The organism is Sphingorhabdus sp., assembly GCF_044239005.1.
Taxonomy (GTDB): domain Bacteria; phylum Pseudomonadota; class Alphaproteobacteria; order Sphingomonadales; family Sphingomonadaceae; genus Sphingorhabdus_B.
Window position 1 is genome coordinate 15,935 of sequence record NZ_JBIICH010000014.1, and the last position, 13,199, is coordinate 29,133.

11 protein-coding genes are annotated in these 13,199 nt (G+C 56.5%); 4 read left to right on the forward strand and 7 right to left on the reverse strand.

Annotation, left to right across the window (positions count from 1 at the left end):
- Position 1 precedes the first annotated feature (1 nt).
- Entirely contained in the window at positions 2-460 is a 459-nt protein-coding gene (sdhC, locus tag ACILQA_RS02210) for a succinate dehydrogenase, cytochrome b556 subunit (protein ID WP_395628217.1), read from the reverse strand.
- 231 nt (positions 461-691) lie between these two features.
- On the opposite strand from sdhC, the gene ACILQA_RS02215 reads away from it, so the two are divergent.
- Genes ACILQA_RS02215 through ACILQA_RS02230 form a run of 4 tightly spaced genes read left to right on the forward strand, consistent with a single transcriptional unit; the run spans position 692 to position 4,614 of the window.
- A complete protein-coding gene (locus ACILQA_RS02215) occupies positions 692-2,032 on the forward strand; it encodes a methyl-accepting chemotaxis protein (RefSeq protein ID WP_395628218.1) in 1,341 nt (446 codons plus the stop codon).
- A 41-nt stretch (positions 2,033-2,073) separates the two neighbouring features.
- Positions 2,074-2,766 carry an SDR family NAD(P)-dependent oxidoreductase gene (locus tag ACILQA_RS02220; protein WP_395628219.1) on the forward strand — a complete coding sequence of 231 codons (693 nt, stop codon included), beginning with the start codon at positions 2,074-2,076 and terminating at the stop codon, positions 2,764-2,766.
- Complete coding sequence (gene bla / locus ACILQA_RS02225) at positions 2,756-3,643, forward strand: subclass B3 metallo-beta-lactamase (protein WP_395628220.1); 888 nt, start codon at positions 2,756-2,758, stop codon at positions 3,641-3,643. Before ACILQA_RS02220 ends, bla begins: the two co-directional genes overlap by 11 nt.
- The gene (locus tag ACILQA_RS02230; protein ID WP_395628221.1) at positions 3,640-4,614 is read left to right on the forward strand and encodes a 50S ribosomal protein L11 methyltransferase; all 975 of its coding nucleotides are present in this window, start codon (positions 3,640-3,642) and stop codon (positions 4,612-4,614) included. The genes bla and ACILQA_RS02230 overlap by 4 nt, the downstream gene beginning before the upstream one ends.
- Here ACILQA_RS02230 and phhA read toward each other — a convergent pair.
- The 6 genes from phhA to pnp all read right to left on the reverse strand — a co-directional run bounded on the left by phhA (position 4,584) and on the right by pnp (position 13,155).
- On the reverse strand, positions 4,584-5,480 hold the full coding sequence (phhA, locus tag ACILQA_RS02235) for a phenylalanine 4-monooxygenase (protein ID WP_395628222.1): 897 nt from the start codon (positions 5,478-5,480) through the stop codon (positions 4,584-4,586). The two genes, ACILQA_RS02230 and phhA, sit on opposite strands and share 31 nt — an antisense overlap.
- An 83-nt stretch (positions 5,481-5,563) precedes the next feature.
- Entirely contained in the window at positions 5,564-7,579 is a 2,016-nt protein-coding gene (gene ligA / locus ACILQA_RS02240; protein ID WP_395628226.1) for an NAD-dependent DNA ligase LigA, read from the reverse strand.
- A gap of 26 nt (positions 7,580-7,605) precedes the next feature.
- Positions 7,606-8,169, reverse strand: a complete 564-nt coding sequence (locus ACILQA_RS02245; protein WP_395628223.1) for a hypothetical protein — start codon at positions 8,167-8,169, stop codon at positions 7,606-7,608.
- Positions 8,166-9,821 carry a DNA repair protein RecN gene (gene recN, locus ACILQA_RS02250; RefSeq protein WP_395628224.1) on the reverse strand — a complete coding sequence of 552 codons (1,656 nt, stop codon included), beginning with the start codon at positions 9,819-9,821 and terminating at the stop codon, positions 8,166-8,168. The genes ACILQA_RS02245 and recN overlap by 4 nt, the downstream gene beginning before the upstream one ends.
- A 4-nt stretch (positions 9,822-9,825) precedes the next feature.
- On the reverse strand, positions 9,826-10,620 hold the full coding sequence (locus ACILQA_RS02255; protein WP_324477249.1) for an outer membrane protein assembly factor BamD: 795 nt from the start codon (positions 10,618-10,620) through the stop codon (positions 9,826-9,828).
- 216 nt (positions 10,621-10,836) lie between these two features.
- Positions 10,837-13,155 carry a polyribonucleotide nucleotidyltransferase gene (pnp, locus tag ACILQA_RS02260; protein WP_395628225.1) on the reverse strand — a complete coding sequence of 773 codons (2,319 nt, stop codon included), beginning with the start codon at positions 13,153-13,155 and terminating at the stop codon, positions 10,837-10,839.
- Positions 13,156-13,199: the final 44 nt, after the last annotated feature.

Genomic DNA, 13,199 nt, shown 5'->3' on the forward strand with positions numbered 1-13,199 from the left:
ATCAAACTCCCAGAAAGCGCGATGCCACAAACAGGACAACGAATGCAGTTGCAAAAAAGGCCGCAATGAATGCAGCCGAAGCCCAGGTCCGGTTCGCCTTCAATTCGTAACCAGCGCCAATATCCAAAACGAGGTGGCGAATGCCAGATGCGAGATGCTGGAAAAAGCTGAAGGTTACAGCAAGGCCCAAAAGCCGGAAGAACCAGTTGGCCGCAGTTTCAAAACCGGTTGCGCTGTCACCTGCAGAGACGACATATTTTTGAAAGGTCGCATAGCTTTCTGCGCCACCACCAATCGCCGACAACCACCAAAGCAAGGTGATCATTCCAACCGTCGCGAGAATGAATCCTGTTGCCCGGTGGAAAATCGAAATCGCCATCTGCGGTGACCAACGATACACCTGCAAATGCGGTGATAACGGGCGGTTCGGGTTTTTCGCCATGATTTCAGCGTCCTTCATTTAAGCGCAGCCTATATTAAGCGTCGCTCTTTAATCGTTTAATGGCGTGGCGCAAGGCCTCCGCCGTCAGAATCGCGCATTGAGATGATGGATTTGTTCAATCACAACTTTGTACAAAATCTGCGCCAGAGCATCGGAGGCGTTCGGGCAATAACCGCCTATTAACCATTTACTGCTTAAACATGGAAAATCGGTCCGCATTGCGGAAGACCATGGCACAGGAACGCAAGTATGGCAGAGAAACGGGACATTGAACAATCGGACGTCCAGGCGATTATTGATGTGTTTGTCGAAGACAAAAACTTTGCGCCCCGCTGCCGCAAAGTCGGTGAGCTTTTGAAAGACCGGCTATACGACATTAGCAGCTATTATTGGGATTATTGGATCGGCATGGGCAAGTTTCCTGAAATGCAGGATCCCGAAAATGTAGAAAAAGCCCGGATCAAAACGGCCGCCTTTATAGGTAAACGCCTTAGCGATGTCGAAGGCGCAGAATGGTCAAAGTTTCTAACTCGCCAGATCATGGACTCATGCCAGCGGGGTATCCCGCCCAAAACTGTTAATGCAGCATCGATACGGTCGAACGCCTTCACGCTAAAGTTGCTCGGTGAAGTATATGGCGTCGAACAGGAAGATTATCAGGACCTTGCAGCTGCGGTTCTGACCGCGACAGGGCTGGAACTGTCCATCATGGCAATGTGCCACACGGCATATCACGCCAATCAGAACGCGGCGCGCCGCCAGGAACAATCGGCGCAGTTTGAAAACGACATCGGCATTACTGCACATGAGGTTGCCGATCGCACGGCCGTATTGCGCCAACAAGCCGCGAGCAGTTCGCAAATGGCGAACGGCATGCTGTCCAAGGCATCGGAAGTTGCTGCAGCGTCTGAACAATCTGCAGTCGCAATGCGCGAAGCGGCCCAGACGGCCGCAGGCCTCATCCGTGCAATTGAAGATGCACGGACAGAAGTGGAGACCGCCGCCGACGTCGCAAACCGCGCCGCGGCCGTGGCAACCAAAGGTGCAGTGGCGACCGACACGCTGTCCGAACAATCCCAATCTATCGAATCTATATTGGGCCTTATCCGCGAGATCGCGGGGCAAACCAACTTGTTGGCGTTGAACGCCACAATCGAAGCCGCGCGCGCAGGCGATGCAGGCCGTGGTTTCGCGGTGGTCGCGCAGGAAGTCAAAAGCCTCGCAAATCAAACAGCGCAGGCAACGGACGAAATTGCACAGAAGATTTCATCCATTCAAAGTGCGACCAAGGCGTCGGTTGAATCAAACGCATCCATCCGCGAAACCGTTGACGAAGTGCGCATGTCTGCTGAGCGCATCCGGCGGGCGATGGAGGACCAAGCACAAACGGTTACGATGATTACCGCGTCCGTTGATGAAACCGCTCTGGCCGCCGATTTGATGTCTAACACCATCTCCGCCATCCGCAGCGATACGGAAAATGTGGTATCGGAAATCATGCAGCTTGAGGGCGGTTTTAGCGAAGTAAATGAGAAGATCTCATCGCTTCAAGCCAATGCTACGCGCTTTGTTGGAAACCTGATCCGATAACTTCGGTTGAAATTTTGTCGGCGCTGTGAAAAGCAGCGCGGATGAAAACCCATATCCTTATCACCGGCGCATCACGAGGCATCGGCGCTGCTGCCGCCGCCAGCTTTGACCCCGCAACGACTACCGTGCTGGCACTGTCCAGCAAGGATGGTGATCTGAACGATCCTGCAACGCCACAGCGGCTTTGGAACCATGCGCTTGATCGCCTTGACGGGCGTGTGGATGTGCTAATCAACAATGCCGGGATATTTGAACAAAACCCGATTTCGGCGTCGGACGAGCAATGGCTCGCGTATTGGAACCGGACCATGCAGATCAACCTGACGGCCAGTGCGGACTTGTGTCGCCGCGCTGTCCTGCATTGGCAGGAATCGAACGCGAGCGGCAGGATCGTCAACATCGCCAGCCGCGCCGCGCATCGCGGGGATAGCCCGGCCCATTGGCATTATGCGGCATCAAAGGCCGGTATGGTCGCCATGACCAAGACCATCGCACGGGCTTACGCTGCCCAAAAAATCTATGCCTTTGCCATATGCCCCGGGTTTACCATGACCGGCATGGCGGACGATTATCTCGCAAGCCGCGGCGGCGATAAGCTGCTCGCCGATATTCCGCTTGGCAAGGTTGCGGATCCCGAAGAAGTCGCGGCGATGGTGAAATTCTGTGCACTGGATGCACCGCCGTCGATGACGGGTGCGGTATTGGACATAAATGGCGCGAGCTATGTACGCTAAGCTGGGCGCCCTAGTGGCATTGGCCCTGACGGCCTGCGCACCTGTCGCTCCCGTCAAGGCCATGAGCAACGGAACCACACTCGCGTCACAGTGCGAAGGCCGTGACGGCTGGGGCGACCCTGCCCCGCCCGCGCACATATTCGCCAATGTGTATATGGTGGGCACATGCGGCATCGTGTCGTTGCTCGTCACGTCACCCAAAGGTCATATCCTCATCGACGGTGCGACCGCCGAAGCTGCGCCGTTCATTGCCGACAATATTCGCAAGCTTGGTTTCCAACCGACAGATGTGAAATATCTGGTCAGCAGCCATGAACATTTGGATCATGTTGGCGGGCTTGCCGCGTTGAAGGGCATTACAGGAGCCCGCATGCTGGCACGGGCCGAAGCGCGCAAAAGTCTGGAGACCGGTATTTCGGACCCTACCGACCCGCAGTTGGCAATATTGCCGCCCTTCGCGGGCATAAAGGTCGACCAGATCGTCAGCGACGGCGAAACCATCACCCTTGGCCCGATAAAAATGACTGCCATCGCCACGCCCGGTCACGCCCCTGGCGGAACGAGTTGGACCTGGAAATCATGCGAAGGCGCGACCTGTCATCAGTTTGTTTTCGCCGACAGTCTTGGCGCTGTGTCTGCTGATGCATACCGATTTACCGACCATCCAGAATATGTGGCGGTATTAAGGGCGACCATGAAGCGCGTTTCTGAACTAAACCCATGCGACGTCCTGATCGCCCCGCACCCCGCGCAATCGCGTTTCTTTGAGCGCGTTTCCGGCAAGGAACCTCTGGCCGACCCTGCGGGCTGTGCAAATTATGCCAAAGCAGCAATGGAGCGGCTTGATGCCCGGTTAGCAAAAGAAGCCGCACAATGAGCTGGAAGGTTACCCTGCCCTGCACCCGCAATGAAGCGGAAGAACTGCACCATGACGATGAGTGGCTTGCGGCATTGGAACCCATGCCGACAATCGTTGCGGACGAGGTCGAAGCCTTCAATGACGAGAAATGGCGGCTTGAAGCTTATTTTAACGAGAAACCAAATGCTCAGGTGATCGCCGCCATCCAAATCCGCTTGCCCAGTGCGGCCGACGCAAAGGCGGTGGTTGAAGAACTTCCCGATGCCGATTGGGTCGTTATGAGCCAACAAGGGCTTCAACCGGTGCATGCCGGGCGCTTCTACGTCCATACAATGGCCAACAAGGGCACAGTGCCCAAAGGCGCAACCCCGTTCCAAATCGAGGCTAGCCGCGCCTTTGGCACGGGCGGACATGAAACAACCAGCGGCTGTCTTGATATGCTCGACAGAATGAAACGTGCCGGTAAGCGGTTTGACCTGATTGCTGACATCGGGACCGGCACTGGCCTGCTGGCATTTGCCGCGCATGTGTTGTGGCCGAAGGCATATTTGACGGCATCGGATATCGACCCGGTCAGCATTGATGTCACAGCGGCCAATGCCGTGGTCAACAATGTCCCTTGCGGCGTTGCGCAGGGCCAGCTGGCGCTGTGTGTGGCCGCGGGGACAGCGCACGACCTTATCACCGCCCGCGCGCCTTATGATTTGGTCATCGCCAATATTTTGGCGGGCCCGTTAATCGAACTTGCGCCGTCACTATCGGCGATATTGCGCGAAGGTGGCTCGCTGATATTGGCTGGCTTGCTGAATACGCAGGCAGAAGCGGTTACGCGCGCATATCGCCTACACGGGTTTAGAGTGCAAAAACGCAAGGATATGGGTGATTGGCCATGCCTGTGGCTCGTCAAGCGCCGCAATTATGGCTGGCAACGTCCGCTGCGCGCTTCAGGCCGCACCAGTCAGCCGCCGGGTGATTTTGGAACCTGGTAGCGGCTGGCGCCCTTAAAATATGCCTGTGTACCCTTGGTGATAAGGGCATCTTCGGCAATGATTTCGCCAACCGATATGTCGGGCAAGGATTCAAGCCGCTCGTACAATGGCGCGAAATCGGTCTCAACGGTCACCTCAAGCAGCTGATCCATGCTGGAGACCACAAAATAGTTCTGCTGAAAATCATCAATCCGGTAATGGCTGCGCATCACGCGCAGCAGGTCGAATGCGATCCGGTTGGGACTTGGGTCCTCCAGCGCAAAAATGCTCTCTGCATAGCTTGAGACGATCCCAGCGCCGTAAATCCGCAAACCATCGGCCTGCTGAATAAGGCCGAACTCCACCGTATACCAATATAGCCGCGCGAGATGGTCAAGCGCGCCAAAACCGAGCGAACGCAATCCGCCTTTGCCATAAGCGACCATATAATCGGCAAATACGGGGTCGGCCAACATGGGCACATGCCCGAAAACATCATGGAAAATGTCGGGCTCTTGCAGATAATCCAGCTGCTCAGGCGTCCGGATAAAATTGCCTGCCGGAAAACGGCGATTGGCGAGATGGTCAAAAAACACGTCGTCGGGAACCAAGCCCGGCACGGCAACGATTTGCCAACCGGTGGCCGCCATCAACCGCGCGTTCAATTCGCGATAATCGGGAATGCCGGGGCGCGTTAGCTTTAGAACGTCGATCCCGCGCAGAAACGCGTCAGCCGCGCGGCCCGGCAGCATCGCGGTTTGGCGCGCAAAAAGCCGGTCCCACATCGCATGTTCATCAGCGCCAAAGGCGTCCCAATTCTGGGGCACGGTCCAATCGGCATTGGCACCGGCAGGCGGCGCGTCATAAACATGGCTCGAGCTATCCATGGCAATTAGTTACACTTGAAACCGTTTTGCATCAACCGCGTTGGTCGCGATCTCATCAGTTCACAAGACGTTGCAGGCCCCCGCTAAGCCTCCGCCACAATGCGGGCCCATTCGGCCTCATCAATGACTTGAATGCCAAGGGCCGTGGCCTGTTTCAGCTTCGATCCTGCGCCGGGGCCTGCCACGACCAAGTCGGTCTTTGCACTCACCGATCCAGCAGATTTTGCGCCAAGTGCTTCCGCTTGGGCCTTCGCCTCATCCCGGCTCATGGTTTCAAGCTTTCCGGTGAACACAATATTTTTACCCGTCCACGCGCTTTCACGGACATTTGAAACATAAGCAGGCGGCGCGATTTCGTTCAAAAGATCATTCCACACCGACATATTGTGCGGTTCGTGGAAGAAATCGCCAAGTGCCTCGGCAACTGCCCCGCCAACGCCGTCAATCGCGGTGACGTCCGCGACGGCCGCCTCATCACCCTGCGCCAAACGCAGCCCGACGTTCCCGACCTCTTGTACCGTGCCAAAAGCCTTAAACAAATCGCGCGCAGTGACCGCGCCGATATGGCGAATTCCAAGCCCAAAGAGCAATTTGGCACCATCGGGCGCGCGCTTCGCCTCAATCGCTGCCAACAGGTTATCCACAGACTTATCCTGCCATCCATCGCGCGATACAATATCTGCACGGCGGGCCTTCAACCTGAAAATATCTGCCGGACTTTCGAGCCAACCCAAATCGAAAAACTCTTGAATGGTTTTCTCGCCAAGCCCCTCAATATCCAGCGCACCACGGCTGACAAAGTGAATCAGCCGCTGGACGCGCTGGGCCGGACAAATCAGTCCGCCCGTGCAACGCACATCGACTTCGCCCTCTTCGGCGACGGCTTCGGAACCGCATTCGGGGCATTGCGATGGAAAGGCATAAGGCGCGCGTTCTGCATCGCGTGTCAGGTTTTCGACGATCTGGGGAATAACGTCCCCTGCCCTTTGCACAACAATCCGGTCACCGGGGCGCACAGCCAGTCGGGCGATTTCATCGCGGTTGTGCAGCGTTACGTTGGAGACAACGACGCCGCCCACCGTTACTGGGGTCAGGCGACCCACGGGCGTCAACTTGCCGGTCCGTCCGACTTGAATATCGATAAGCTCAAGCGTTGTTTCGGCCTGTTCAGCAGGAAATTTATGCGCAATCGCCCAGCGCGGGGATTTTGCGACAAAGCCAAGCCGTTCCTGCCATTCAAGCCGGTCAACCTTGTAAACCACGCCGTCAATGTCATAGGGCAAGTCCGCACGCTGACGTTCGATGCTGGCATAATGAGCCAACGCATCATCGCTATGCGGCACGCGGACGAGTAATGGCGACACTGGGACACCCCAGGCCGCAATGGCGGCCATGACGCCGCTTTGGGTCTCGGCTGGCAGGCCACTGACCTCGCCCCATCCGTGCGCAAAGAACCGCAACGGCCGTGACGCGGTAACCTTGGCATCTTTCTGCCGCAATGACCCCGCCGCCGCATTGCGCGGGTTGGCGAATATCTTCCCGTCCTTCGCCTTTTGCGCTTCGTTTATCGCTGCAAAGTCAGACTTGGCCATATAGACTTCGCCGCGTATCTCGAAAATCTCGGGCACATCACCGTGCAATTGCTGCGGGATGTCCGAGATATAGGCGACATTGGCGGTTACATCCTCACCCACGCTGCCATCGCCGCGTGTTGCGGCCTGAATCAGATCCCCTTTTTCATAACGCAAGGAGAGCGAAAGGCCGTCAATCTTGTCCTCCGCCGTCAACGCGACATCCGCATCGGAGGCGAGGTTTAGAAATCGCCGGACACGCGCCACGAAATCATGCACATCTTGCGCCTCAAACGCATTGTCGAGGCTCATCATGCGCTTGGCATGCGTGATTTTCTTCAGGCCCGAACCGTCTACAGCCGCGCCAACCAAGTTATTGGGGCTATCGGCGCGCACGAGATGCGGGAAAGCGGCCTCCAATTCATTATTGCGCCGTACCAACGCATCATATTCCGCGTCTGATATCTCAGGCGTGTCTTCGGCATGATAGCGCTTGTTGTGATGGGCAATCTGTTTCGCCAACCGCATCAGCTCATTGGCAGCGTCTGCTTCTGTCACTCACCGGCTCCAGAAACCGGCTTCGTCAGGTCAAATGAAACCCGGAACAACCGCCCCGGCCTTGCCAGTTCATATGTCAGGACTTGTCGTGGCGTGACTTCAAACGCCCAGATATTGGCATTTGATACAGTTCGCCCTTCTTTGGTGAACATGTCTTTGGAAAATGCATCCGCAGGGAATTCTTGCCGCATGACGCTGCCTGACGTCACGGTATCGCCGCCATATTGGGATACTGGGTCTTCGGTGCCATCTTTTAACATATGGCGATGTTTCAGACGCAGGCCAGTGTCTGTCTTGCTGATAATCCATGTGCGCGATTTATCTTCGCCAACATCAAATGCGATCCGAACCTCGCGCGATGAACATTCGCGGACGTGCGCACGCATCTCGGCCGAATTAAAGCTAGCGTCGCTTTCATCGCCCGCCGTCAATTTGCCTTCAAATGACTTGCCGCACAGCGCGGAAAGTTCCCGAAAAAACCCGTCGGCCGGCAGCGCTGCGGGTTCTGTGGTCGTGCAGCCAGTCAGCAACACCGCAAAAATCAAACCTATTTTCTTCACACAACCTCCAAAAGACGTTTTGCTTGCGCGCGCGCTTCATCCGTCACTTCTGCGCCCGACAGCATCCGGGCGATTTCCTGGCTGCGCGCCGCATTATCCAACAAGACGACGCCCGTGCGCGTCACCGTCCCTTGGCTGGATTTGGCGATGAAGTAATGCGCCTTGCCTTTGGCCGCGACCTGCGGACTGTGCGTTACCGCCAGCAACTGCGTATGTTGGGCCAAGCGCGCAAGCCGCTCACCGATGGCAGCCGCCACCGCGCCGCCGACGCCGCGGTCGATTTCGTCAAAGATGATTGTCGCCGCCCCGCCCTCTTCCGCCAACGCGACTTTCAGCGCGAGGATGAAGCGCGACAGTTCGCCGCCCGATGCAATTTTGGCCAGCGGCGCGAATGGCGCGCCGGGATTTGTTGAAATCAGAAACTCGACGCGGTCCATGCCCGACGCGGCCCAGCGCTCCTCGGGAAGCTGCTCGACAGATGTTTGGAACTGTGCCGCATCCAGCTTTAACGGCGCCAATTCCACCTTAACGGCGGCATCGAGCTTCGCTGCTGACGCACGTCGCGTTTCCGACAGCGCCGTGGCGGACGTGACATAGGCCGCGTGCTTTGCAGCGACCTCAACCTCTAACAGAGCGAGCCCCTCACCACCTGCCTCAATCGACTGAAGCTGCGCGGTCAGGCGCTCCTGCAGGGCAATGATGCCGTCTGGCGCGACATTGTGTTTACGGGCCAGCGCGCGCAATTCGAACAGGCGCTCTTCAATTTCATCGAGACGCGCGGGTTCATATTCAATCGCCCGCGCCGCCGCGTTCAACTTGTCCTCGGCTTCGCTTGCCTCAATCACGGCACGGTCAAGCGACGTCAGCGCTTCTGCCAGCAACGGATGGGCATCCGCCAAGCGATCAAGCTTGCGTGCCGCAGACCGGATAAGCGCCAGGCCGCTTTTGGGGCCGTCGAAGCTTTCGAGCACCGCCTTCAAATCTTCGGCGATGCGCTCGCCCTTTTGCATGTCCGACCGCTCGCCAGCCAGCTCCTCTTCCTCGCCTGGTTGCGGATTAAAGGCAGCAAGTTCCGCCACCGCATGCTCAAGCCACTCTTGGTCGCGCGCGGCATTTTCCAGCGCTTCGCGTGCGATATCAAGCCGCACTTTCGCCTCATGCCATGACGTGAAATTGGCCGCGACTGTTGCGGTGTCGCATCGACCAAATGCGTCAAGCAGCGCCCGGTGCCCGCGCGGGTTCAGCAACCCCCGGTCATCATGCTGTCCGTGTATTTCGACCAAAGATGCACCGACATCGCGCAACAAAGCGGCAGAGCAAGGCTGATCATTTATGAACGCCTTACTGCCGCCATCGGCCTTGACCGAACGGCGGATCAGCAGCAGTTCGCCTATGTCGATTTCAATGTCATTTTCGCCAAGCAACGCGACCACATTGGCGGGCGCATCAAAGCTGGCCGTCACTTGCGCCTTGTCAGCGCCTGCACGCACAAGGCCGCTATCGGCGCGCGCACCCAGCGCAAGGCCAAGAGCGTCCAGCAAGATAGACTTACCAGCGCCCGTCTCCCCGGTTAACACACCAAGGCCGTTTGCAAATTCAAGGTCCAGCGCCTCGATCAGCACCACATCGCGGATCGACAGCCCCGTTAGCATGTCATTACGCGGCGGGCGCGTTCTTCTGCATCAGGTCATAGGCACGCTGATACCATTCGCTACCGGGATAGTTGGCACCCAGCACAGCTGCGGCTTTCTTCGCCTCTTCAGGCACGCCCATCGCCAAATAGCTCTCGGTCAGGCGGTACAAAGCCTCTGGCGTGTGCGTTGTCGTATCAAATTTGTCGATGACTTCGCGGAAACGCAAAGAGGATGCGAGCCACAGGGCACGACGTTGATAGAAACGGCCAATCTCCATTTCCTTGCCCGCCAAATGGTCACGCACAAGATCGATTTTCAACGTGGCGTCAGCGGAATAGCGCGAATTGGGATAGCGACGCTGCACTTCACCCAATGCCGCCAATGCCTGCTCCGAAATCTTCTGATCGTGGGTCACATCGCTCATCTGTTCATAATAAGACAAGGCGATCAGATAATATGCATAAGCCGCATCTTTGTTACCCGGATGGATCGACAGGAAACGGCGCGACGATTGAATCGATTCGTTATATTTCTGCGCCATGTAATAGCTAAATGCGCTCATCAACTGCGCGCGGCGGGCCCATGGCGAATAAGGGTGCTGGCGTTCGACTTCGTCAAACAAAGCGGCAGCAACTTCATATTGCTTGTTATCCAGCTTGTCCTTTGCCGCCGTATACAACGTATTGACGTCACGCGCGACATAACGGGTGTTGCTGCCCGGCTTTGCGCCACCGCCGCCAAGGCCAAGCATAGCGCAACCCGAAAGCATGGAAACCGAAGCCAGCAAGCCAGCGGACACAAGGATTTTTCTGTTCATGGGATTGTCCTTAGATACTCTTGGGGCCGTCGCCAAGGGTTTTGCGCATGTTAGTGCGAGATGCTGTATCGGGCATGAACTGAAGCCGAGATAGCTTCGGGGGCAACCAGCTTTGCGCATTAATGGCGGCCTATGCCCACAACGAAAAAGGGGCCACCGCAGCGACCCCTTTTCCTCTCCAATCCTTTTGCAGGATGTTCTGTGTGCCGCGCGGGCTTAGTCCTTCAGGAATGCTGGAACATGATCGGGATCGCCCCCGCCATTGTTTCCGCCTTCTGAACGCTCTTGGCGTGGACCACGGTCGCCGCGGCCTTCACCCCGACCACCGCCATCACGACGCGGTCCGCGATCGCCACGGCCTTCGCCGCGTCCGCCGCCTTCACGACGGGGACCACGATCGCTGCGCTCGCTCTTTTCACGTGGCGGGCGTGTGTCTTCCAGTTCTTCACCGGTTTCCTGATCAACGACGCGCATCGACAGGCGAACCTTGCCACGTGGATCGATTTCAAGAACCTTGACCTTAACGTCCATGCCTTCGCTGACGACGTCGGTAACCTTCTCAACGCGCTCATTGCGCATTTCGCTGACGTGGACGAGACCGTCCTTGCCACCCATGAAGTTTACGAACGCACCGAAATCGACGAGATTGACGACCTTGCCGTCATAGATTTTGCCAACTTCAGCTTCTTCAACGATGCCGGAAATCCACTTACGAGCGGCTTCAATCTGGGTAACGTCGGACGACGAGATCTTGATAAGACCTTCATCATCGATGTCGACCTTGGCACCAGTTGTGGCGACGATTTCACGAATAACCTTACCACCGGTACCGATGATGTCGCGGATCTTCGCTTTATCGATCTGCATGGTTTCGATGCGTGGTGCGTGCGCCGACAATTCACCGCGGGCTTCGCCCAAAGCTTTTGCCATTTCACCAAGGATATGCGCGCGGCCTTCCTTGGCTTGGTTCAATGCCGCTTCGAAGATTTCACGGGTAATACCGGCAATCTTGATGTCCATCTGCATCGTGGTGATGCCTTCTGACGTACCAGCAACCTTGAAATCCATATCGCCGAGATGATCTTCATCACCCAAGATGTCGGAAAGGATAGCGAAATCCTTACCTTCAAGGATAAGACCCATTGCGATACCCGAAACCGGACGCTTGATAGGCACGCCTGCGTCCATCATGGCGAGGCTTCCACCGCAAACCGACGCCATCGACGACGAGCCGTTCGACTCTGTGATGTCGCTGGTCAAACGGATTGTGTACGGGAACTCGTCCTTGGTTGGCAGCACAGGGTGCAGCGCACGCCATGCAAGCTTACCATGGCCAATTTCGCGGCGACCGGGCGCACCGAAACGGCCAACTTCACCAACGCTGTACGGTGGGAAGTTGTAATGCAGCATGAAGTTTTCATAATGCAGACCGCCAAGACCGTCGATCATCTGCTCTGCGTCCTTGGTGCCCAAGGTGCAGGTTGCGATGGTTTGCGTTTCGCCGCGTGTGAACAAGGCAGAACCATGTGCACGTGGCAAGAAATGCGTTTCCGAAACGATTGGACGGATTTGCGTGGTGCTGCGACCGTCGATGCGGGTGCCGTCCTTTAGGATGGCGCCGCGAACGATTTCAGCTTCAAGCTTCTTCATCAACTTGCCGGCAGCCAGCTGATCCTGAGGCGCAGCGTCAACAAACGCTTCCTTCGCCTTTGCGCGTGCAAGGTTCAACGCGTTGCTGCGTTCCGACTTGTCGGTCAGCTTATAAGCTGCAGCAATATCCTTGCCGATCAGCTTCTTAAGCTTGTCCTTGGCCGCGGACAGGTCAGCCTGTTCCGCCATTGCCCAAGGATCCTTGGCAGCTTGTTCAGCAAGCTTGATGATTGCCTTAACGACTTCCTTACATGCGTCATGCGCAAACAGGACGGCGCCAAGCATGATTTCTTCCGAAAGCTCATTGGCTTCGGATTCAACCATCATCACGGCGTCATATGTCGCCGCAACAACGAGGTCGAGGTCACCTTCGGCAACCTGCTCATCTGTTGGGTTCAGGATATATTCGCCATTCAGATAACCAACGCGTGCTGCGCCGATTGGGCCCATGAAAGGAACGCCCGAAATGGTCATCGCAGCCGAAGCTGCAACAATTGCCAAAATGTCCGGCTCATTCTCGCCATCATAGCTAAGAACTTGCGCGATTGCGTTGATTTCGTTGTAGAAACCTTCTGGGAACAATGGACGCAATGGACGGTCGATCAAACGGGAAACCAAAGTTTCCTTTTCAGTCGCGCCGCGTTCCCGCTTGAAGAAGCCACCTGGGATACGGCCAGCTGCCGAATATTTTTCTTGATAGTGAACGGTCAATGGGAAGAAATCCTGACCATCCTTTACCGACTTCGCCGCGGTAACCGCGCAAAGTACAACGGTTTCGCCCAAAGACGCCATAACAGCGCCATCAGCTTGACGGGCAACCTTACCCGTTTCGAGTGTCAGGGTTTGTCCGCCCCACTCGATTGATACAGTTTTCGTATTAAACATAGATTTTCCTTTGACCCGCATGCCCTATGCGATGCGGGGCCTCA

Excerpts from the sequence above, each read along its gene's own strand:
- ACILQA_RS02220 (WP_395628219.1), top strand. The coding sequence starts at position 2,074 with ATGAAAACCCATATCCTTATCACCGGCGCATCACGAGGCATCGGCGCT.
- sdhC (WP_395628217.1), bottom strand. The coding sequence starts at position 460 with ATGAAGGACGCTGAAATCATGGCGAAAAACCCGAACCGCCCGTTATCA.
- recN (WP_395628224.1), bottom strand. The coding sequence starts at position 9,821 with ATGCTAACGGGGCTGTCGATCCGCGATGTGGTGCTGATCGAGGCGCTG.
- ligA (WP_395628226.1), bottom strand. The coding sequence starts at position 7,579 with ATGCGGTTGGCGAAACAGATTGCCCATCACAACAAGCGCTATCATGCC.
- pnp (WP_395628225.1), bottom strand. The coding sequence starts at position 13,155 with ATGTTTAATACGAAAACTGTATCAATCGAGTGGGGCGGACAAACCCTG.
- ACILQA_RS02215 (WP_395628218.1), top strand. The coding sequence starts at position 692 with ATGGCAGAGAAACGGGACATTGAACAATCGGACGTCCAGGCGATTATT.
- phhA (WP_395628222.1), bottom strand. The coding sequence starts at position 5,480 with ATGGATAGCTCGAGCCATGTTTATGACGCGCCGCCTGCCGGTGCCAAT.
- ACILQA_RS02255 (WP_324477249.1), bottom strand. The coding sequence starts at position 10,620 with ATGAACAGAAAAATCCTTGTGTCCGCTGGCTTGCTGGCTTCGGTTTCC.
- ACILQA_RS02230 (WP_395628221.1), top strand. The coding sequence starts at position 3,640 with ATGAGCTGGAAGGTTACCCTGCCCTGCACCCGCAATGAAGCGGAAGAA.
- bla (WP_395628220.1), top strand. The coding sequence starts at position 2,756 with ATGTACGCTAAGCTGGGCGCCCTAGTGGCATTGGCCCTGACGGCCTGC.